This window comes from Bradyrhizobium jicamae (assembly GCF_018130215.1).
GTDB lineage: Bacteria > Pseudomonadota > Alphaproteobacteria > Rhizobiales > Xanthobacteraceae > Bradyrhizobium > Bradyrhizobium jicamae_A.
In genome coordinates this window covers 291,842-311,354 of record NZ_JAFCKQ010000002.1, presented here as the reverse complement: position 1 = coordinate 311,354, position 19,513 = coordinate 291,842, and the positions used below count along the sequence as shown (strand labels likewise).

Annotated in this window: 18 protein-coding genes; 12 read left to right on the top strand and 6 right to left on the bottom strand. The window is 66.0% G+C overall.

Going from position 1 to position 19,513, the window contains the following annotated elements; all coding sequences use genetic code 11:
- Positions 1 to 14 precede the first annotated feature (14 nt).
- On the bottom strand, positions 15 to 2,081 hold the full coding sequence (locus JQ586_RS04480) for a cytochrome c1 (RefSeq protein ID WP_212393277.1): 2,067 nt from the start codon (positions 2,079 to 2,081) through the stop codon (positions 15 to 17).
- A gap of 87 nt (positions 2,082 to 2,168) precedes the next feature.
- A complete protein-coding gene (petA, locus tag JQ586_RS04475; protein WP_212393276.1) occupies positions 2,169 to 2,699 on the bottom strand; it encodes a ubiquinol-cytochrome c reductase iron-sulfur subunit in 531 nt (176 codons plus the stop codon).
- A gap of 275 nt (positions 2,700 to 2,974) precedes the next feature.
- On the opposite strand from petA, the gene JQ586_RS04470 reads away from it, so the two are divergent.
- The 6 genes from JQ586_RS04470 to JQ586_RS04445 all read left to right on the top strand — a co-directional run bounded on the left by JQ586_RS04470 (position 2,975) and on the right by JQ586_RS04445 (position 6,469).
- On the top strand, positions 2,975 to 3,445 hold the full coding sequence (locus JQ586_RS04470) for a tRNA (cytidine(34)-2'-O)-methyltransferase (protein WP_212393275.1): 471 nt from the start codon (positions 2,975 to 2,977) through the stop codon (positions 3,443 to 3,445).
- Between the two features lie 10 nt (positions 3,446 to 3,455).
- On the top strand, positions 3,456 to 4,088 hold the full coding sequence (queE, locus tag JQ586_RS04465; protein ID WP_212393274.1) for a 7-carboxy-7-deazaguanine synthase: 633 nt from the start codon (positions 3,456 to 3,458) through the stop codon (positions 4,086 to 4,088).
- Between the two features lie 34 nt (positions 4,089 to 4,122).
- Entirely contained in the window at positions 4,123 to 4,488 is a 366-nt protein-coding gene (locus JQ586_RS04460) for a 6-carboxytetrahydropterin synthase (RefSeq protein WP_212393583.1), read from the top strand.
- Position 4,489: 1 nt separating this feature from the next.
- Positions 4,490 to 5,386, top strand: a complete 897-nt coding sequence (hemF, locus tag JQ586_RS04455; RefSeq protein WP_212393273.1) for an oxygen-dependent coproporphyrinogen oxidase — start codon at positions 4,490 to 4,492, stop codon at positions 5,384 to 5,386.
- Entirely contained in the window at positions 5,377 to 6,117 is a 741-nt protein-coding gene (locus JQ586_RS04450) for an HAD family hydrolase (protein ID WP_212393272.1), read from the top strand. The genes hemF and JQ586_RS04450 overlap by 10 nt, the downstream gene beginning before the upstream one ends.
- 103 nt (positions 6,118 to 6,220) lie before the next feature.
- Positions 6,221 to 6,469: a DUF2158 domain-containing protein gene (locus tag JQ586_RS04445; protein ID WP_249147266.1), complete on the top strand. Its 249-nt coding sequence runs from the start codon at positions 6,221 to 6,223 to the stop codon at positions 6,467 to 6,469.
- A gap of 160 nt (positions 6,470 to 6,629) precedes the next feature.
- On the opposite strand, the gene JQ586_RS04440 is transcribed toward JQ586_RS04445, so the two are convergent.
- From JQ586_RS04440 to JQ586_RS04425, 4 genes are read right to left on the bottom strand one after another with little or no spacing between them, the layout of a single operon-like run.
- Positions 6,630 to 7,886: a CCA tRNA nucleotidyltransferase gene (locus tag JQ586_RS04440; RefSeq protein ID WP_212393271.1), complete on the bottom strand. Its 1,257-nt coding sequence runs from the start codon at positions 7,884 to 7,886 to the stop codon at positions 6,630 to 6,632.
- Positions 7,883 to 8,146 carry a DUF6111 family protein gene (locus JQ586_RS04435; RefSeq protein ID WP_212393270.1) on the bottom strand — a complete coding sequence of 88 codons (264 nt, stop codon included), beginning with the start codon at positions 8,144 to 8,146 and terminating at the stop codon, positions 7,883 to 7,885. The genes JQ586_RS04440 and JQ586_RS04435 overlap by 4 nt, the downstream gene beginning before the upstream one ends.
- Positions 8,143 to 8,814, bottom strand: a complete 672-nt coding sequence (locus JQ586_RS04430; RefSeq protein ID WP_212393269.1) for a CoA pyrophosphatase — start codon at positions 8,812 to 8,814, stop codon at positions 8,143 to 8,145. The genes JQ586_RS04435 and JQ586_RS04430 overlap by 4 nt, the downstream gene beginning before the upstream one ends.
- Positions 8,811 to 9,452, bottom strand: coding sequence for a DUF1285 domain-containing protein (locus JQ586_RS04425; protein WP_212393268.1), 642 nt, complete (start codon positions 9,450 to 9,452; stop codon positions 8,811 to 8,813). The genes JQ586_RS04430 and JQ586_RS04425 overlap by 4 nt, the downstream gene beginning before the upstream one ends.
- Positions 9,453 to 9,679: 227 nt before the next feature.
- On the opposite strand from JQ586_RS04425, the gene JQ586_RS04420 reads away from it, so the two are divergent.
- The 6 genes from JQ586_RS04420 to JQ586_RS04395 all read left to right on the top strand — a co-directional run bounded on the left by JQ586_RS04420 (position 9,680) and on the right by JQ586_RS04395 (position 19,507).
- Positions 9,680 to 10,684, top strand: coding sequence for a MoxR family ATPase (locus JQ586_RS04420; protein ID WP_212393267.1), 1,005 nt, complete (start codon positions 9,680 to 9,682; stop codon positions 10,682 to 10,684).
- Positions 10,684 to 11,625, top strand: a complete 942-nt coding sequence (locus JQ586_RS04415) for a DUF58 domain-containing protein (protein WP_212393266.1) — start codon at positions 10,684 to 10,686, stop codon at positions 11,623 to 11,625. Before JQ586_RS04420 ends, JQ586_RS04415 begins: the two co-directional genes overlap by 1 nt.
- Positions 11,625 to 14,426, top strand: a complete 2,802-nt coding sequence (locus tag JQ586_RS04410; RefSeq protein ID WP_212393581.1) for a DUF4159 domain-containing protein — start codon at positions 11,625 to 11,627, stop codon at positions 14,424 to 14,426. Before JQ586_RS04415 ends, JQ586_RS04410 begins: the two co-directional genes overlap by 1 nt.
- Before the next feature lies 1 nt (position 14,427).
- A complete protein-coding gene (locus tag JQ586_RS04405) occupies positions 14,428 to 16,491 on the top strand; it encodes a hypothetical protein (RefSeq protein ID WP_212393265.1) in 2,064 nt (687 codons plus the stop codon).
- Positions 16,492 to 16,671: 180 nt separating this feature from the next.
- Positions 16,672 to 17,094 carry a DUF2946 family protein gene (locus JQ586_RS04400; protein WP_212393264.1) on the top strand — a complete coding sequence of 141 codons (423 nt, stop codon included), beginning with the start codon at positions 16,672 to 16,674 and terminating at the stop codon, positions 17,092 to 17,094.
- Between the two features lie 148 nt (positions 17,095 to 17,242).
- On the top strand, positions 17,243 to 19,507 hold the full coding sequence (locus JQ586_RS04395) for a TonB-dependent receptor (protein WP_212393263.1): 2,265 nt from the start codon (positions 17,243 to 17,245) through the stop codon (positions 19,505 to 19,507).
- The last annotated feature ends 6 nt before the right edge of the window (positions 19,508 to 19,513 follow it).

Here is a 19,513-nt window from a genome sequence, read left to right as displayed (position 1 = left end):
AGTGCCGCGTCGCGTCAGTGCGCGTCGGCCCAGACCTTCTTCTTGGTGAAGTACATCAGGAAGGCGAAGATGATCAGGAACACGAACACCTGCAAGCCGACCCGCTTGCGCTCTTCCAGATGCGGCTCGGCGGTCCACATCAGGAAGGTCGTGACGTCGTGGGCATACTGCGCGACCGTCGCGGGCGAGCCGTCGTCGAAGGTCACCTGGCCATCATTCAGCGGCTTCGGCATCTTGATCGCGTGGCCGGGGTAGTACTTGTTGTAGTACGTGCCTTCCGGAATGGTGACGCCCGCCGGCGGCTTGTCCTCGAAGCCTTGCAGGATCGCCGAAACGTAGTTCGGGCCCTGCTCCTGGAACTGGGTGAAGAAGTCGAAGACGAACTGCGGGAAGCCGCGCTCGTAGCCTCGTGCCTTGGTCATCAGCGACAGGTCCGGCGGTGCCTTGCCGCCGTTGGCTGCGGCTGCGGCCTGCTCATTGGGGAACGGCGGCGGGAAATAGTCCGCCGGGCGGCCCGGGCGATCGAACATCTCGCCCTGGTCGTTCGGACCGTCCTTGATCTTGTAATCGGCCGCGAACGCCGCCGCCTGCGCTTCCGAATAGCCGGGTCCACCGGGATCGGCGAGGTTCCGGAACGCGATATAGTTCAGGCTGTGGCAGGCCGAGCAAACTTCCTTGTAGACCTTCAGGCCACGCTGCAGCGAACCGCGGTCATACTTGCCGAAAGGACCGGAGAACGACCATTTCTGGGCCGGCGGGGTGTCGTCCTCGGCCTTGGCGGACTGCGTCGAGCCTGCGAGCAGGCCGCCGGCCATCACGACAGCGAGAACGACGGAGGCTGCGGCCGCAACCTTGCCCCTGCTCCGCGACAGCACATCGTCGGCGATCGAGTTCGGCACCGGCCGCGGCGTCTCGATGCGGGCGAGCAACGGCAGCACGATCAGGAAGTAGGCGAAGTAGCAAACCGTGAGGATGCGGCCGGCGATCACGTAGATGCCTTCCGGCGGCTGCGAGCCGAGATAGCCCAGCAGGACGCAGACCACCACGAAGATCCAGAAGAACTGCTTGGCCAGCGGACGATACTTCGACGACCGGGTCCGTGCGCTGTCGAGCCAGGGCAGGAAGCACAGGATGATGATCGCCGAGAACATCGCCACGACGCCGGCAAGCTTGTTCGGGATTGAACGCAGGATCGCGTAGAACGGCAGATAGTACCATTCGGGCACGATGTGCGCCGGGGTCACGCCCGGATTCGCCGGAATGTAGTTGTCGGCGTCGCCGAGATAGTTCGGCATGTAGAAGATGAACCAGGCGTAGAAGATCAGGAAGCAGGACACGCCGAACATGTCCTTGATCGTCGCGTACGGCGTGAACGGCACGGTGTCCTTCTCGGTCTTCGCCTCGACGCCGGCCGGATTGTTCTGGCCCGCGACGTGCAGCGCCCAGACGTGGAGCACGACCACGCCGGCGATGACGAAGGGCAACAGATAGTGCAGCGAGAAGAAGCGGTTCAGCGTCGGGTTGCCGACCGAGTAACCGCCCCACAGCAGCGTCACGATGCTCTTGCCGACATAGGGGATTGCCGAGAACAGGTTGGTGATGACGGTGGCGCCCCAGAAGCTCATCTGGCCCCACGGCAGCACGTAACCCATGAAGCCGGTCGCCATCATCAGGAGGTAGATGATGACGCCGAGGATCCACAGCACCTCGCGCGGCTCCTTGTATGACCCGTAATAGAGGCCGCGGAACATGTGGACGTAGACGGCGAAGAAGAACATCGACGCGCCGCAGGCGTGCATGTTGCGCAGCAGCCAGCCGTAATTGACGTCGCGGACGATCAACTCGACCGACTTGAAGGCGAGATCGGCGTGCGGCGTGTAATGCATCGCCAGGATCACGCCGGTCAGGATCTGCAGTGCCAGCATCATCGAGAGGATGGCGCCGAAGGTCCACCAGTAGTTCAGGTTACGCGGCGTCGGATAGGCCACGAAAGAGGAGTGGACCAGGCCGAAGATCGGAAGGCGCCGCTCGATCCACTTCAAGGCGGGGTTGCTCGGTTGATAATCGGATGGTCCGCTCATTGATGCGATCCTGAGAAGAAAAACGACGCGATGGGTCCAAGTCGAGGTCAAGTCGAGGTCCAGGCCGAAGTCCCGGAGGTCCGGGACTTAGCCGATCTGGATCTTGGTGTCGGAAACGAAGGTATAGGGCGGCACTTCGAGATTGGCGGGTGCCGGCCCCTGGCGGATACGACCGGAGGAGTCGTATTGCGAGCCGTGGCAGGGGCAGAAGAAGCCGTCGTAATTGCCCTCATGGGCGATCGGGATGCAGCCGAGATGGGTGCAGATGCCGATCACGACCAGCCATTGGTCGTGGCCGGCCTTCACGCGCGCCGAGTCGGCCTCGGGGTCCTTCAGGCTCGAGAGCGGTGCCTGCTGGGCTTCATCGATCTGCTTCTTGGTGCGGTGGCTGATATAGATCGGCTTGCCGCGCCAGAAGACCTTGATGTCCTGGCCCTCGGCAATCGGCGTCAGATCGACCTCGATCGGCGCGCCGGCCGCGATCGTCGCGGCATCCGGGTTCATCTGGGTAACCAGCGGCCAGACGGTGGCGGCTGCGCCGACCACGGCGGCAGCTCCGGTTGCAACAAAGAGGAAATCACGGCGTGTCGGATGATCCGCCGAAGACGCTGTCGTCACGTTCCCAAGCCCTTTCTTGTCTGCAGCCGGTGGAACCACCCCGAAGACGCTGAAGCGCCCAGGAAAGGCTGCCGGCGCCCGCGGCCCCCGCGGCGGCAGGAAACCGCCATTCCACACCCCAAACGTCGGAATGGCAGTCCAGAATCGTTCTATTGGCACCCTTGCCGTACGAGCGCAAGCCCGCTATCGGCTCGCAAGCGTGCAATGCACGAAATCCGCGCCAAGCGATGTTTTATTGAGACAATTTCATCCCGAGGTCACAGGTCGCCAGCACCATGCAGATCGCGCTGTTCCAGCCCGATATCCCCCAGAATACAGGCACGATTCTGCGCCTCTGCGCCTGCCTGGACGTAGCGGCCCACATCATCGAGCCCGCGGGGTTCGACACCTCGGACCGCAATTTCCGGCGCGCAGGGATGGACTATCTCGACCAGGTCAGCTTGAAGCGGCACGACTCATGGTCGAAATTCGAGGAATGGCGTAGCGAGGCAGGCTGTCGACTGATCCTGTTCACGACCAAGACGGCGAAATCCTACCTTGATTTCAGCTATAACGCCTCCGACATCCTGCTGTTCGGGCGGGAGACCGCAGGGGTTACCGACGCGGTCGTGGCCGCCGCGGATGCGCGGCTGCTGATTCCGATGAAACCGTCCTTGCGCTCGCTCAATGTGGCCGTCACGGCCGCCATGGCAGTCGGCGAGGCGCTGCGCCAGACCGGTGCACCAGTCACCGGCCCGGCAATCTGAGGGACTTTTTGTGAGCTACGCGGTCAAGGAGATTTTTTTGACGCTGCAGGGCGAAGGCGCCCATGCGGGCCGCGCATCCGTGTTCTGCCGCTTCGCCGGCTGCAACCTCTGGACCGGCCGCGAGCAGGATCGCGCAGACGCGGTCTGCAAATTCTGCGACACGGACTTTGTCGGTACCGACGGCACGCTGGGCGGCCGCTACGCTAGCGCAGGCGAGCTCGCCCACACCATCGCCGCACAATGGACCGGCGGCGGCACCGACCGCTATGTCGTCCTGACCGGCGGCGAACCGCTGCTTCAGGTCGACGCGCCGCTGGTCGCGGCGCTGCATGCGCGCGGCTTTGCCATCGCGATCGAGACCAACGGCACCATCGTCCCGCCCGACGGGCTCGACTGGATCTGCGTCAGCCCCAAGGCCGGCAGCGAGCTCGTGGTCCGCAAAGGGCACGAGCTCAAGCTGGTCTATCCGCAGGTGGAAAACGCGCCGGAGGATTTCGCGGGCCTCGCCTTCGAGCGCTTTTCGCTGCAACCGATGGACGGCCCTGACGTGATCGCAAACACGGCGGCCGCCATCGATTATTGCCTGAAGCATCCGCAATGGCGGCTCAGCGTGCAGACGCACAAGACGCTCGGGATCAGATGAACGCGTATCAGACAGAACTGGATTGTTGACCGACATGTGGGAATTGACGAAATCGTTCCGGTTCGAGGCCGCGCATGCGCTGACCGGGACGACCTTTGGCGCCGACAGCGAGGAGATCCACGGCCACTCCTTCCGGACCGAAGTGACCGTCCGCGGCACACCGGATCCGGCCACCGGAATGGTGGTCGATCTCGGCCTGCTCGAACGCAGCATGGAAGAGGTGCGCAGGACGCTCGACCACAAGCTGCTGAACAAGATCACGACGCTCGGGCCGCCGACGCTGGAGAACCTGTCGCGCTTCATCTGGGAGCGGCTGCAGCATGCAGGTCGGCTGACGCGGGTCAGCGTCCACCGCGACAGCTGCAATGAAAGCTGCACCTATTTCGGACCGCAGGCCTGACATGCTGCCCACAGACCCCTCCATCATCGAGGATCGCAAGGCTCGCGCACGCGGCTGGTTCGAGGCCCTGCGCGACGACATCTGCGCCGCCCTGGAGAAGCTCGAGGACGATGCGCCCGCTTCGCTCCATCCCGGCGATGCCGGCCGCTTCGTGCGCACGGCCTGGGAGCGCACCGACCATACGGGCAAGCCCGGCGGCGGCGGCGTGATGTCGATCATGAAGGGCCGGCTGTTCGAGAAGGTCGGCGTGCACTGCTCGACCGTGCATGGCGAATTCGCTCCCGAGTTCCGCGCGCAGATTCCGGGCGCCGCCGACGATCCGCGCTTCTGGGCTTCCGGCATCTCGTTGATCGCGCATTTGCGCAATCCGAACGTGCCCGCCGTGCACATGAACACCCGCTTCGTCGTCACCGCCAAGGCCTGGTTCGGCGGCGGCGCCGACCTGACGCCGGTTTTGGACCGGCGGCGCACCCAGCACGACCCTGATACGGTCGCCTTCCACGCCGCGATGAAGCAGGCGTGCACCGGCCCGAACGGCGTCGCCGATTACGACAAGTACAAGAAGTGGTGCGACGAGTATTTCTACCTGCCGCACCGCAAGGAAGCGCGCGGCATCGGCGGCATCTTCTACGACTGGCACGACAGCGGCGACTGGGAGGCCGATCTCGGCTTCACCCAGGATGTCGGGCGCAGCTTCCTGAAGGTCTATCCCGAGCTGGTGCGGCGCAATTTCGCGCTGGCGTGGACGGCCGAGGATCGCGAGGAGCAGCTGATCCGCCGCGGGCGCTACGTCGAATTCAACCTGCTGTATGATCGCGGCACCATCTTCGGGCTGAAGACCGGCGGCAATGTCGATTCGATCCTGTCATCGCTGCCGCCGGAGGTGAAATGGCCGTGACCAGACTGCCGCGCGCGATGCTGATCGACATGGATGACACCATCCTGTCGGCCTATGGCCGTCCCGAGATCGCCTGGAACAAGATCACCGCCGAGTTCGCAGACGAGCTGGCGCCGCTGCCCCCGGACCAGGTCGCCGCCGCGCTGCTCGCGTCGGCGCGGCGATTCTGGTCGACGGCGGAGCCGATCTGGCGGATCAGGCTCGGCGAGGCGCGCCGCCTCACCGTGAAAGGCGGCTTCACTGCGCTCGCGGCCGAAGGCCACCGGGCGTTGCCGGACGATCTCGCACACCGCATCGCCGATCGCTTCACGACGTATCGCGAAGAGGAAATGTTCGTCTTCCCGGGCGCGCATGAGGCGATCGACGCGCTGAAGGCGCGCGGCGTCAGGCTTGCGCTGGTGACCAACGGCGCCGCCGACATGCAGCGTGCCAAGGTCGAGCGCTTCGCGCTGACGCACCGCTTCGATCACATCCAGATCGAGGGCGAGCACGGCTTCGGCAAGCCGGAGGAGCGCGCCTACCTGCACGCGATGGCGGCGCTCGGCGTCACCGCCGCGGACACCTGGATGGTCGGCGACAATCTGGAATGGGAAGTCGTGGCGCCGCAGCGGCTCGGCATCTACGCGATCTGGATGGACGTGCATGGCGAGGGCCTGCCGCCGGGATCGGCGATCAAGCCCGATCGCATCATCCGCTCGCTGACCGAACTGGTGCCGGCCGCACGCACCTAGCGCGACGGCGACCGTTTCCACATCAAACCCGCCCCTGCACGCATCCGCCGTGATCGGGCTGTCATCACGAAAAATCATGGAACTGAAACCAGGCGATGTCGTCATGCTGAAATCCGGCGGTCACCCGCTGACGGTTGTGGACGTCAAGGACGATCACGTCGAGTGCCTCTGGATGGGTGTGGACGGCGACCTGTATCGCGAGTCCTTGCCGGTCGTCGCGCTGGAATCGACCGAGCTCGATCCGGAAGACGATGAAGAAGAGGATGAGGACGAAGAAGGCGACGAAGACGAGTATGACGACGAGGACGAAGACGACGAAGGCGATCGCAAGAAGAAGCGCAAGGCTGCCTAAAGCGCGATGAGACAAGGCTGAATCGTCATCGCGCTTTGGCTCTTTGCTTGAGCGTGATCTTTTCGGAAAACCGTTGCACGCTTTTCCGGATCATGCTCCAGCACCAATGGCGCGCGCGGTACCGCCAGACACGGGCGGCATCGCGTCAGCAGCTGGCCGGTCAGAGCCGATGGTCGCGCGTGAAGCGGGAAACGGTCTGGTCGGCGATGGCCGAGAGCGCTGACGGCTGCAGCGGAAAATCGGCGGCGAGCCAGGCGTCCTCGGCGAGCGCCAGGACATGCCCGAGCGCCGGTCCCTCGGCAATGCCGCGCGCGATGAAATCGGACGCCCTCAACGGAAAGTGGGGCGCCCTCCAGCGCTGCGGCAGCGTGGCGAGCGCGCGCCATCGCTCGACGTCCCGATCCGCGCCGGTGCGGGCCCAGGCCAGCAGCAGCCGGTCGCGATACGGCGCCTCGTCGAGCCGGTAGAGCCGCCGCTTTGCGCGCGCCTCGTCCATGCCGGGCAGCCGCCACCAGCGATGGCCCATGGAATCGAGCGCCTTCGCCTCGGCATTCGACAGACGCAGCCGCGTCGCGATGCGCCGCGCGTCCTCGGTCACGGCAACCGTCAGCGCCGCCAGCCTGCGCATCGCGCTCGGGGCCAGCCCCATCTCTGTCTCGATCTCGATCATCGCCGCGAACGGGCCGGTGTAGGCGACGCCGCCGAACAGCGGCAGCAGCAGGCCGCCATCGGCCATCGCGACCACATCAGCCGCAGCCCCCTTGGCGATCACGAGCTTGAGCATCTCCATGCGGATGCGCTCGGCCGAGAGGTCCGGGAGCCCGGCGCGTCCGCCGATGCAGGCGAGATAGCCGGCGCGATCGACCTCGCCGGCGCCATAGGCGGCGTGAAAGCGGAAGAAGCGCAGGATGCGCAGATAATCCTCCGCGATCCGCCGCGCGGGATCGCCGATGAAGCGCACACGCCGCGCCTCGATATCGGCAAGCCCGCCGACATGATCATGCACGAGGCCTGCGGCATCGACCGACAGGCCGTTGATGGTGAAATCGCGCCGCTCGGCATCGCGCACCCAGTCGCGGCCGAGCGTCACCTTCGCCTTGCGGCCATAGGTCTCGGTGTCCTCGCGCAACGTGGTCACCTCGAACGGCTGGCCCTCGACGACGAGCGTCACAGTGCCATGCGCGATGCCGGTCGGCACGCTCTTGATGCCGGCCTGCCTGGCGCGGCGGACCACTTCGTCGGGCACGGCTGTGGTGGCAATGTCGATGTCGCCAAGCGGGATTCGCATCAGCGCATTGCGGACGGCACCGCCGATCACCCGCGCCTCTTCGCCGCCGGCATTGAGCAGGCCGAGCACCCGCGCGGCCGGGCCGGAAGCGAGCCAGGGCGCGTCGGACAGCAGGCGCGCCTCGCTCATCTCTCGACTCCGGGCACCAGCCTGCCGTTCTCGATATGGGCAGGAACGTAGGTCGAATTCGGCGGCGCGCCGGTGTATTCGGCAAGCAGGACGAAGCTGACGATGACGAGCAGCAGCGCCGCCAGCGTCAGCTTGCCCAGCATGTCGAGCGGCCACGAGGCCGGCACCGTCACGCCGGACCGCGTCGCAACCAGGAAAATGGCATAGACAGCGAACGGGATCAGGAAGATTCCGATCTCGGTCAACGCCGTCCGCATCATGACAGATAGATCCGCTCGTACAGCACGCGCAGGATGCCGGCAGTCGCGCCCCAGATGTAGCGCTCGGCGTACGGCATCGCGTAATAGCGCCGATCGATACCGCGGAATTCCTTGGTATGGATCTGGTGATTTTCCGGGTTCATCAGGAAGGCGAGCGGCACCTCGAAGGCATCGACGACCTCGGCCTCGTTGATCTCGAGCGTGAACCCCGGCTTCACCTTGGCGACCGTCGGCAGGATGCGGAAGCCGAACGCAGTGCCATAGAGATCGAGATAGCCGACCGGCTCGATGAACTCGCGCTTCAGCCCGACCTCTTCGCAGGCCTCGCGCAGCGCGGCATCGCGGGGGGACGCGTCGGTGGCGTCGATCTTGCCGCCGGGAAACGAGATCTGTCCGGCGTGGCTCGACAGATGCGGCGAGCGCTGCGTCAACAGCACCGTTGGCTCGGGGCGATCGACCACCGGGATCAGCACGGCGGCCGGCCGCACGGGCTGCTCCTGCGCCACGATCTCGAGCATGCGGTCATTGCCGGAATCGCCGGTGCGCGGAATGATATGGGGATCGAACAAGCCGAGCGGCACCTCGAAATCGAGCCGCGCGCGGGCCCGTGCAAAGAATTCCGTCGAGCTGATCGTCGCCCGCCCCACCTTCAGCAACGGCTCGTTCAAAGCGCGTCCCTCACCTGCTTCGCGTCAGCCATCGCGAAGAATTCCCCGCCGGATTCGATTCCGAACATTTCCTGACCATCGACCATCCGCGCCTCGCCCATGTCAACCAGATCGTAATAGAGCGCACGGGTCACCTTCGCCCAGAGGTCGGCGCGCACATGCAGGTAGGGCGTGAGCCCGCCGTCCTCGGCCGCCTCGAATCTGAGGCCATGGCCCTTTTCGCAATCGACCCAATCGTCGACATTGGTGCGGAACCTGAGCAGGCGGCCACGTGGGTCCGCTTCGGTCAGCATTTCGACGGCAAGGAACGGTGCATCGTCGACGCGGATGCCGACCTTCTCGACCGGCGTCACGAGAAAGTGCTTGCCGTCCTCGCGCTTCAGAATGGTCGAGAACAGCCGCACCAGGGCCGGACGGCCGATCGGCGTTCCCATGTAGAACCAGGTGCCGTCGCCGGCAATTCGCATGTCGAGATCGCCGCAAAACGGCGGATTCCACAGATGCACGGGCGGCAGGCCCTTCCGGCCGGTCGAGCCCGACGCGGAAGCTTGCGTCGCCGCCGCGGTAAGGCCCTCGAGACCCTTGCGTTCGAGGCCCGTGGTTTCACGGCCCTGTTCGGCCTGCCCTTGCTTCGCCATTGTTTGCCTTAAGCTTCCAACCTTCAATCTGGCACGATTGGTGCACATATCCTGAGATGTGGTCGGGATGTCATTCTCGCCACATCGTGATGTCGTTCATACCCTGAAATACCGATAAGGTGGGGATAGTTTAATTCAACGAATACATGGCCTTCGCACAGGTTTAGCATGAGGGTCATGACATGACGACGCGAGAATCAGGCGCATCGTCAAGAAGGAGCTGACGGATGGCTGGTGCAGATGGCGTCGAGAAACTGGAGGACGTGATCGTCCGTTCGGCCGAACAGGTCGCCGGCCAGATCCGTGCCGCCAAGGAAGCGATATCCACTGTCATTTTCGGTCAGGACCGGGTGATCGAAAACACCCTGGTGACGATCCTGTCCGGCGGCCATGCGCTGCTGATCGGCGTACCCGGACTTGCGAAGACCAAGCTGGTCGAAACGCTCGGCATCACGCTGGGGCTCGATGCCAAGCGCATCCAGTTCACCCCGGACCTGATGCCGTCGGACATCCTCGGCGCCGAAGTGCTCGATGAGAGCTCGACCGGCAAACGCTCGTTTCGTTTCATTTCCGGGCCAGTGTTCGCGCAGCTGCTGATGGCCGACGAGATCAACCGCGCCAGCCCGCGCACCCAGTCGGCGCTGCTGCAAGCCATGCAGGAGCAGCACATCACCGTTGCCGGCGCGCGGCATGATCTGCCGAAGCCGTTCCACGTGCTCGCGACGCAGAACCCGCTGGAGCAGGAAGGCACCTATCCGCTGCCCGAGGCGCAGCTCGACCGCTTCCTGATGGAGATCGACGTCGACTATCCGGATCGCGACGCCGAGCGGCGCATCCTGTTCGAAACCACCGGCGCCGAAGAAACGCTCGCCAAGGCCTCGATGGATGCCGAGACGCTGATCGCGGCGCAGCGCCTGGTGCGCCGCCTGCCGGTCGGCGACTCCGTGGTCGAGGCGATCCTGTCGCTGGTTCGATCGGCACGTCCGGGCCCCGAGGGTGGCGAAGCCGGCAAGCTGATCGCCTGGGGACCTGGTCCCCGCGCCAGCCAGTCGCTGATGCTGGCGGTGCGCGCCCGCGCGCTGCTCGACGGGCGGCTCGCGCCCTCGATCGACGACGTGCTCGATCTCGCGGAACCTGTGCTCAAGCACCGCATGGCGTTGACATTTTCTGCGCGCGCCGAAGGGCGCACCATTCCTGACGTGATCAGGCAATTGAAGACGCGGATCGGTTGATGGCCGCAGAGAACAGGCACCTGAACGAGGAGATTCTGGCGGTCCGACGTGCAGATGGCGAAAGCCGAACGCTCGCCGCATCGCTGCCGCGCCTGGTGCTTGAGGCACGCCGCATCGCGGCCAACGTCATCCACGGCCTGCACGGCCGCCGCCGCGCCGGCTCCGGCGAAAGTTTCTGGCAATATCGCCGTTTCGTCTCCGGCGAGCCGTCGCAGCGGGTCGACTGGCGCCGCTCGGGGCGCGACGACCACCTTTATGTCCGCGAGCAGGAATGGGAGGCCGCACATACCGTGTGGGTCTGGGCCGACCGCTCGCCGTCGATGGCGTTTGCCTCGAGGAATGCGCGCGACAGCAAGCTCGAGCGCGGACTGATCGTCGCCTTCGCCCTCGCCGAGCTCCTGGTGGCCGGCGGCGAGCGCGTCGGCATCCCCGGTCTGATGAGCCCGACCGCGAGCCGCAGCGTGATCGACAAGATGGCGGAAACGATGCTGCACGACGATGCGACCCGCGCGAGCCTGCCGCCGTCGTTCGTGCCGTCGTCGCTCGCCGAAATCGTGGTGCTGTCCGACTTCTGGTCGCCGCTACCGGAGATCGCGGCCATGCTGGCCGGGCTCTCCTCTTCCGGCGCGCATGGCACGCTGATCCAGATCGTCGATCCCGCGGAAGAGACCTTCCCCTATTCCGGCCGCGTCGAATTCGTCGAGCCCGAAGGCGGCGGCAATATCACCGCCGGCCGTGCGGAGAGCTGGACCAACGACTACGTCGCCCGTGTTGCGCTGCATCGCGACCAGATCCGCGAAGAGACCAACCGGCTCGACTGGCTGTTCTCGACCCACACCACGAGCCGCTCGGCGGCAGAGTTGCTGCTGTACCTGCACTCAGGCATGATGGTGAGCAAGTCCGGCGGACGCGCAACTGTCAAGGCGGGACGCAGCGCATGATCGCAGGCCTCCCCCTCTCCTTCGCCGAACCGATGCTGCTGCTCGGGCTGGTCAGCCTGCCGGTCCTGTGGTGGCTGCTGCGCGTGATGCCGCCGCGGCCGCGGCGCGTCGAATTCCCGCCGACGCGGCTGCTGTTCGACATCGCGCCGAAGGAGGAGACGCCCTCGCGCACGCCGTGGTGGCTGACGCTGCTGCGGCTGGCGGCCGCCGCGCTGGTCATTCTCGCCGCGGCTGGCCCGATCTGGAATCCACAAACGGGAGTCGCGGCCGGCAAGTCGCCACTCGTGATCCTGCTCGATGACGGCTGGAGCGCGGCCGCGAGCTGGGATGCGCGGATCAAGGCGGCGGACGAGCTGATCGCCGATGCCGACAGCGATCGCCGCGGCGTCGCGCTGGTGCCGTTGTCCGAGCCCGCCCGCGACATCACCCTGATGCCCGCCGGCGCCGCCCGCGTGGCGTTGCGTCAACTTGCGCCAAAGCCCTACTCGGTCGATCGCGTGGAAACCCTTGCCTCGCTCGGACGTTTCCTCAAGGCGACCGGCGATTGCGACATCGCCTTTTTGTCCGACGGTGTCGACACCGGTCGCGGCAGCGAATTCACCGAGGGCCTCGGCAAGGTGATCGAGACCAGGAAGCTGACGATCTTCGAAGGTGGCGCCCCGCCCGCGCAGGCGCTGGTTGCTGCCGAGAACGCCGCCGCCAAGATGACCGTGAAGGTGCTGCGCACGGTCGGCGGCATCGCAGCCGGCACGGTGCGCGCGGTCGACGCCAAGGGCTCGCCGATCGGCGAGGCCCACTATAATTTCGGCCCTCAGGACCGCGAGACCGAGGCGTCCTTCGACCTTCCGGTCGAGCTGCGCAACGACATCACGCGGCTCGAGATCGCGGGCGAACGTTCGGCCGGCGCAGTGCAGCTGCTCGACAAGCGCTGGCGTCGCCGCGCCATCGGCGTGGTCTCGGGATCGAGCACCGACACCGCCCAGCCGCTGCTGGCCTCGACCTTCTATCTGTCGCGCGCGCTGTCGCCATTCGCCGATGTCAGGCTTGGCGATCGCGGTGCACCGCAACAGGTGATCGCGCAATTCCTCGATCAGCGCCTGCCGATGATCGTGATGGCCGATGTCGGCACGCTGTCCCCGGAGATCCGCGAGCGGCTCAACGCCTGGATCGAGCAGGGCGGCGTGCTCGTGCGCTTCGCCGGTCCCCGCCTCGCGCAGGCCGATGACGACCTCGTCCCGGTCAAGCTGCGCAAGGGTGGCCGCACGCTCGGCGGCAGCCTGACCTGGGAGAAGCCGCAGCACATGGCCTCCTTCGCTGCCGACGGCCCGTTCGCAGGCCTCAACGTGCCAAAGGACATCACCGTCAGCCGCCAGGTGCTGGCCGAGCCCGACGCCGTGCTCGCGACCAAGAGCTGGGCATCGCTTGAAGACGGCACGCCGCTTGTCACCGGCGAGCATCGCGGCAAGGGCGTGATCAGCCTGTTCCATGTCGGCGCCGACATGCGCTGGTCGGACCTGCCGATGTCCGGCACCTTCGTCGAGATGCTGCGCCGGCTGGTCGACATGTCCGGCTATACCGCAACGCCCGGCCCCGCTGTTGCAGGCAACCCGAATGCCGAGACGGTCGCGCCGCTGCGCACCCTCGATGGCTACGGCGCGTTCGGCCCGCCGCCGTCGAGCGCCAAGCCGATGCCGGCGGACTATCACGACCGCGCCACGGCGGATCATCCGCCCGGCCTTTACGGTCCGGCCGAGGGCCCGATCGCGGTCAACACGCTCGCCTCCGGCGACCGTATTGCGCCGCTCGACACCTCCGGCCTCAATGCGCGGCACGCGAGCTACACCAACACCGAGCCGCGCGACCTGCGCGGCATCCTGCTGTCGTCGGCGCTCGCGCTGTTCCTGATCGATGCGATCGTGGTGGCGATGCTCGGCGCCGGTCTCGCCGCGCTGCTGCGGCGGCGCGCGGCCGCTGCCGTGCTCGCCTTCGCCTTCATGCTCGCAGCGATCGCACCTTCGCCGACGCACGCCGAGGACAAGGACGACTTCGCCATCAAGGCGGTGTCGCAGACCCGCCTCGCCTACGTCGTGACCGGCAATGCCGATGTCGATTCGATCGTCAAGGCGGGCATGTCCGGGCTGACGCTGTTCCTGGCGCAGCGCACCGCGCTGGAGGCCGGCGATCCGGTCGGCGTCGATCCCGCGCATGACGAGCTTGCCTTCTTCCCGCTGATCTACTGGCCGATCGTGCCCGGCGCGCCGAAGCCTCCACAGGACGCCATCAACAAGATCGACGCCTATATGAAGCAGGGCGGCACCGTGCTGTTCGACACCCGCGACGCAATCGAGGCACCGCCGGGCGACAACGGCGCTTCCCAGACGCCCGGCATGCAGACATTGCGAGAGTTGCTGGCGACCCTCGACGTTCCCGAGCTCGAACCGGTGCCGCGCGAGCACGTCCTGACAAAGACCTTTTACCTGCTGCGCGACTTCCCGGGCCGCTTCACCACCGGCCAGACCTGGGTCGAGGCACTGCCGCGAGAAGACGACGACGATGCCGCGCAGCACCCGGCGCGCGGCGGCGACGGCGTCTCGCCGATCATCATCTCCTCGAACGATCTCGCCGGCGCCTGGGCCATCCGCCCCGACGGCCAGCCGATGCTGCCGCTGACGCCAGGCGAGCCGCGCCAGCGCGAATTCGCCTTCCGCGCCGGCGTCAACATCGTGATGTACACGCTGACCGGCAACTACAAGGCCGACCAGGTGCACGCACCCGCTCTGATCGAGCGGCTGGGACAATGAGATGAACTACGGTATCGCGTTCACCCCGCTGGTTCCCTCGCTCGTGCTGTGGCTCGCGCTCGGCGCGATCGTCGTCATCGCGGCGCTGCTGTTGCTGTCGCGCGCCCGCGGTGCCGCGATCCGAGTGACGGCGCTCGCGCTGATCCTGCTTGCGCTGGCCAATCCGTCGTTCACCCGCGAGGACCGCGAGCCGCTGTCGTCGGTTGCCGCCGTCGTGGTCGACAAGAGCCCGAGCCAGAACTTCGGCACCCGCAACCAGGAGACCGACAAGGCCAGGGAAGCGCTGGTCGACAGCCTGAAGCAGGTCAAGGGCCTCGAGGTCCGCGTCGTCGAGGCCGGCCAGGCCGATGGCGAGACCGACGGCACCAAGCTGTTCGGCGCGCTGACGTCGGCGCTGGCCGACGTTCCGGTCGAGCGGGTTGCCGGCGCCTTCATGATCACCGACGGTCGCGTCCACGACATTCCCGCCAACGCCCAGGCTCTCGGCTTCCAGGCGCCCCTGCATGCGCTGATCACCGGCCGCAAGGACGAGCGCGACCGCCGCATCGCGATCACGGCCGCGCCGCGCTTCGGCATCGTCGGCCAGACCCAGACCATCACCTATCGGCTCGACGACCAGGGCGTGACCGGCGAGCGCGCCAAGGTCACGATCCGCCGCGACGGCGAGGTGATCAGCGAGCGCACGCTGGCCAGCGGCCAGACCTCCAGTGTCGACGTCGACATCAAGCATGCCGGCCCCAACATCGTCGAGATCGAGGCCTCGCCGCTCGAGAACGAACTGACGCCGGTCAACAACCGCGCCGTGGTCGCGATCGACGGCGTCCGCGACAAGCTGCGCGTGCTCCTGGTCTCCGGCGAGCCGCATTCCGGCGAGCGCACCTGGCGCAACCTGCTGAAGTCCGACCCCAGCGTCGATCTCGTCCACTTCACCATTCTGCGTCCGCCGGAGAAGCAGGACGGCACGCCGATCAACGAGCTGTCGCTGATCGCATTTCCGACCCGCGAGCTGTTCCAGCAGAAGATCAACGAATTCCAGCTGATCATCTTCGACCGCTATGCCCGCCAGGGCGTGCTGCCGATCGCCTATTTCGACAATATCGCGCGCTATGTCCGCGCCGGCGGCGCGGTGCTGGTCTCGGCCGGTCCCGACTACGCCTCGACCACCAGCATCTGGCGCACGCCGCTCGACGCGGTGCTGCCGGCCGAGCCCGTCGGCGTGACCGAGAAACCGTTCTACGCGCATTTGAGTGACGCCGGAAAACGTCACCCCGTGACGCGCGGGCTGGAAGGCTCCGCCTCCGAGCCGCCACACTGGAGCCGGTTCTTCCGCACCGTCGACACCCGCAACGCGGTCACGCCGCCGGTGATGACCGGCGCCGACGGCAAGCCGCTGCTGCTGCTGTCCCGCTTTGGCGAAGGCCGCGTCGCGCTGCTGCTGTCCGATCACATCTGGCTCTGGGCGCGCGGCTATGAGGGCGGCGGCCCGCATCTCGATTTGCTGCGTCGTATGTCGCACTGGCTGATGAAGCAGCCCGACCTGGACGAGGAGGCGCTGCGCATGCAGGTGCAGGGCAAGGACCTCGTGGTGGTGCGCCAGACCATGGCCGACACCGTCTCGCCGGTGACCGTGACGTCGCCGAGCGGCACCACGCATGAGCTGACCCTGACCGCCGGCGATCCCGGCGAATGGCGCGCGACGCTGCCTGCGAACGAGCTCGGCCTGTGGCAGGCGACCGACGGCACGCTGAAGGCGCTGATCAATGTCGGCCCGACCAATCCGAAGGAGTTTTCTGAGGTCACCTCCACCACCGAGACGCTGAAGCCACTGGCGCAGGCGACCGGCGGTGACGCTCGGCGCATCGTCGACGGATCGAGTCTCGACGTGCCGCGCATCGTTCCGGTGCACGCCTCGTCGATCTTCCGCGGCGACGGCTGGCTCGGCGTCAAGATGCGCGATGCCAGCGTGGTCAAGGGTGTCGCCGTGTTACCGATGTTCGCGGGCGCCATCGGCCTCCTGTTGCTGCTCGGTGCGTTCGCCGCGACCTGGCTGCGCGAGGGACGCTGAAACCCTGCTGGAGGCGAAGCGCGCATGCCGTCGGGCACGTTGCGTCAATCACACACAGCACGCCGATCGATCGCGCGTCGTCAGCACCACGGTTGACATCGCCATTGCCATCCGATGTTATAATGTAACATCGGAGCGGTCGGGGTCATTAAACCGCGCCGAGGGTGGGCGTCGATCAGTATGAAGTGGTTCCGGAAACACATCAGGACTGGCTCGCGGCTGGCGCTGTTCGCGCTCGCCGTCCAGTTCGTGCTGTCGTTCGGCCATTTCCATCCGCTGGCGGCGGCGCAAGCGGCGCCGGCAGCCCAGGTCGCCCTGTCGCGGCTTGATTTCTCCTATCTCGGGACCTCGGCGACGCCGGACCTCGCGGTCCAGGTCACCGAGAGGCAGCCGCCTGCCCATCACGACGACGACAAGCACCCGGCCGACACATGCGCAATCTGCGCCGTCATATCGTTGGCCGGCAATCTGCTCGTCGCGACCCCGCCGGTGCTGATGTTGCCGGAAGCGTTGGAGCTTCTCCGCCGCACCACCGATGCCGAATTCCTTCACCTGAAGTCGGCGCCCGCGGCCTTCCACTCGCGCGGTCCACCCCTGTCCTGACATCGATTGCTGTCTGTGCCTCCGGGATCGCATCGCGTTGAGCGGCGTGATCGCGGAGCAATCAATCAATCGGTCCGTCGCGAATGACGGCAAGGCCGCGCCAGCCTACCCGAATGCGGATTCGCTGGCGGCCTTCAGGATCCCGACCATGAAGTCCCCGTTCAGAGCCACGCTTCTTTTTTCCACATCAGCCTCGGTGCTGCTCGCCCTGGGCCATGCCTCCAGCGCGCAGACCCCGCCCCCAGCATCCGCAGGCACCACCACGCTGCCGTCGATCGAGGTCGTCGAACCGAAGCATACGCAGCCGCCGCGGCGTCCCAAGAAGCCCGTCCTCACCACGCGACGCGAGGCACCGCCGCCGGCGGCACCGCCACCGTCAGCGGCGCAGGTGCTGACAAGCACCAACGACAAGTTCGACACGGCGCGCCAGAGCATCGTCGCACCGCTCGGTGCGACCGCCCATCAGCTCAATCACCAGGCGATCGAGGCGATGCCGCAAGGCACCGACGCGCCGCTCGACAAGGTGCTGCTGCAATTCCCCGGCGTGACGCAGGATTCTGCGGCCAGCGGCGAGTTCCATGTCCGCAACGAGCATGCCAACGTGCAGTACCGCATCAACGGCATCATGCTGCCCGACGGCGTCGGCGCCTTCGGCCAGATCCTCGATACCGGGATCATCGGCAGCCTTGCCCTGCTCACCGGCGCGCTGCCGGCGCAATACGGGCTCCATACCGCCGGTGTCCTCGACATCCAGACCAAGACCGACGCGTTCGACAACACCGGGAAGGTCGGCGTGTACGGCGGCAGCCACGGCACGATCACGCCGAGCTTCGAATATGGCGGGACGGTCGGGCAGACCCAATATTTCGTCTCGGGACGCTATTTCCAGAGCAGCGTCGGCATCGAGAACCCGACCTCGTCCTACAACGCGATCCACGACAACACACAGCAGGAGAAGGGCTTCCTCTATTTGTCGACGGTGCTCGATCCGACCAGCCGCCTGACCTATATCGGCGGCGTCTCCAACGGCACCTACCAGATCCCGAACAATCCCGGGCAGACACCGAACTTCACCGCGTTCGGCGTGTCGAATTTCGATTCCTCGCAGCTCAATGAGCGCCAGACCGAGTCCAACCAGTTCAACGTCGTGGCCTACCAGAAGTCGTTCGAGGACATCGACATGCAGCTGTCCTACTTCAATCGCTACAGCCAGCTGCACTTCTACCCCGACACGATCGGCGATCTCGTGTTCAACGGCGTCGCCTCTGATGTCTATCGCCAGAGCTTCGTCAACGGCATCCAGGAAGACACCGCGTGGCGCGTCGGCTACGCCCATACGCTGCGGTTCGGCTTCTCGGTCTCCTCGGAGCGGACCCTGGTCAACAACTACTCGACGGTCCTGCCACTGCTCGATCCGACCGACCCAACCTCCGGCACGGTCGACGCGCCGTTCTCGATCTTCGATTCGAACAGCGCAACCGGCTGGCTGATCGGCACCTACCTGCAGGACGAATGGCGGATCAACAACCAGCTGACCCTCAATGTCGGCCTGCGCTTCGACCAGATGTACCAGTTTGTCGACGCCAACCAGTTCAGCCCGCGCGCCAATCTGGTCTGGAAGCCGTTTGACGGGACCGCGTTCCACGCCGGCTATTCGCGAAACTTCACGCCGCCAGAGCAGGTGATCGCCACCCCGGTCAACCTCGCTCTCGTGCAGGGCACCTCGCAGCAGCCCCAGGTCGGCACCAACAGCCCGGTGCTGCCCGAACGCTCCAACGTGTACGACGTCGGCGTCGACCAGAAGATCCATGCGATACCCGGCCTCGAGGTCGGCATTGACGCCTACTACAAGACCGCCCGCGACCTGCTCGACGACGGCCAATTCGGCGCGGCCTATGTGCTGACCGGATTCAACTACGAGCGCGGCGAGAATGCCGGGGTCGAGCTCAAGGCGAAGTACGCCAACGGCAATTTCCAGGCCTACGCGAACTTCGCCTGGGCGAAGCAGATCGCGAGCAATGTGGTCTCGAACCAGTATCTGTTCGGTGCCGACGAACTCGCCTACATCGCCACCCACGATGTGTACACCGATCACGCACAGACCTGGACGGGCTCCGCCGGCGCGTCATACCTGTGGAACGGCACGCGCTTTTCCGCCTCGATGATCTACGGCAGCGGTCTGCGTTCGGGCTTTGCCAACACCGACCACCTGCCGGGATATACGCAGGTCAATCTCGGCGTATCGCACGACTTCAACATCGTCGCGCCGAACAAGCCGACCACGATCCGCTTCGACGTCGTCAACCTGTTCGACACGATCTACGAGATCAGGGACGGCTCGGGCATCGGCGTGTTCGCCCCGCAATACGGCCCGCGCCGCGGCTTCTACGTCGGCATCTCGCAGAAGCTCTGACGGCAT

Excerpts from the sequence above, each read along its gene's own strand:
- JQ586_RS04435 (WP_212393270.1), bottom strand. The coding sequence starts at position 8,146 with ATGATGCGGACGGCGTTGACCGAGATCGGAATCTTCCTGATCCCGTTC.
- JQ586_RS04445 (WP_249147266.1), top strand. The coding sequence starts at position 6,221 with ATGCTGAAATCCGGCGGTCACCCGCTGACGGTTGTGGACGTCAAGGAC.
- JQ586_RS04400 (WP_212393264.1), top strand. The coding sequence starts at position 16,672 with ATGAAGTGGTTCCGGAAACACATCAGGACTGGCTCGCGGCTGGCGCTG.
- JQ586_RS04395 (WP_212393263.1), top strand. The coding sequence starts at position 17,243 with ATGAAGTCCCCGTTCAGAGCCACGCTTCTTTTTTCCACATCAGCCTCG.
- JQ586_RS04420 (WP_212393267.1), top strand. The coding sequence starts at position 9,680 with ATGGCTGGTGCAGATGGCGTCGAGAAACTGGAGGACGTGATCGTCCGT.
- JQ586_RS04480 (WP_212393277.1), bottom strand. The coding sequence starts at position 2,081 with ATGAGCGGACCATCCGATTATCAACCGAGCAACCCCGCCTTGAAGTGG.
- JQ586_RS04425 (WP_212393268.1), bottom strand. The coding sequence starts at position 9,452 with ATGGCGAAGCAAGGGCAGGCCGAACAGGGCCGTGAAACCACGGGCCTC.
- JQ586_RS04450 (WP_212393272.1), top strand. The coding sequence starts at position 5,377 with ATGGCCGTGACCAGACTGCCGCGCGCGATGCTGATCGACATGGATGAC.
- JQ586_RS04470 (WP_212393275.1), top strand. The coding sequence starts at position 2,975 with ATGCAGATCGCGCTGTTCCAGCCCGATATCCCCCAGAATACAGGCACG.
- JQ586_RS04440 (WP_212393271.1), bottom strand. The coding sequence starts at position 7,886 with ATGAGCGAGGCGCGCCTGCTGTCCGACGCGCCCTGGCTCGCTTCCGGC.
- JQ586_RS04415 (WP_212393266.1), top strand. The coding sequence starts at position 10,684 with ATGGCCGCAGAGAACAGGCACCTGAACGAGGAGATTCTGGCGGTCCGA.
- JQ586_RS04405 (WP_212393265.1), top strand. The coding sequence starts at position 14,428 with ATGAACTACGGTATCGCGTTCACCCCGCTGGTTCCCTCGCTCGTGCTG.
- JQ586_RS04460 (WP_212393583.1), top strand. The coding sequence starts at position 4,123 with ATGTGGGAATTGACGAAATCGTTCCGGTTCGAGGCCGCGCATGCGCTG.
- hemF (WP_212393273.1), top strand. The coding sequence starts at position 4,490 with ATGCTGCCCACAGACCCCTCCATCATCGAGGATCGCAAGGCTCGCGCA.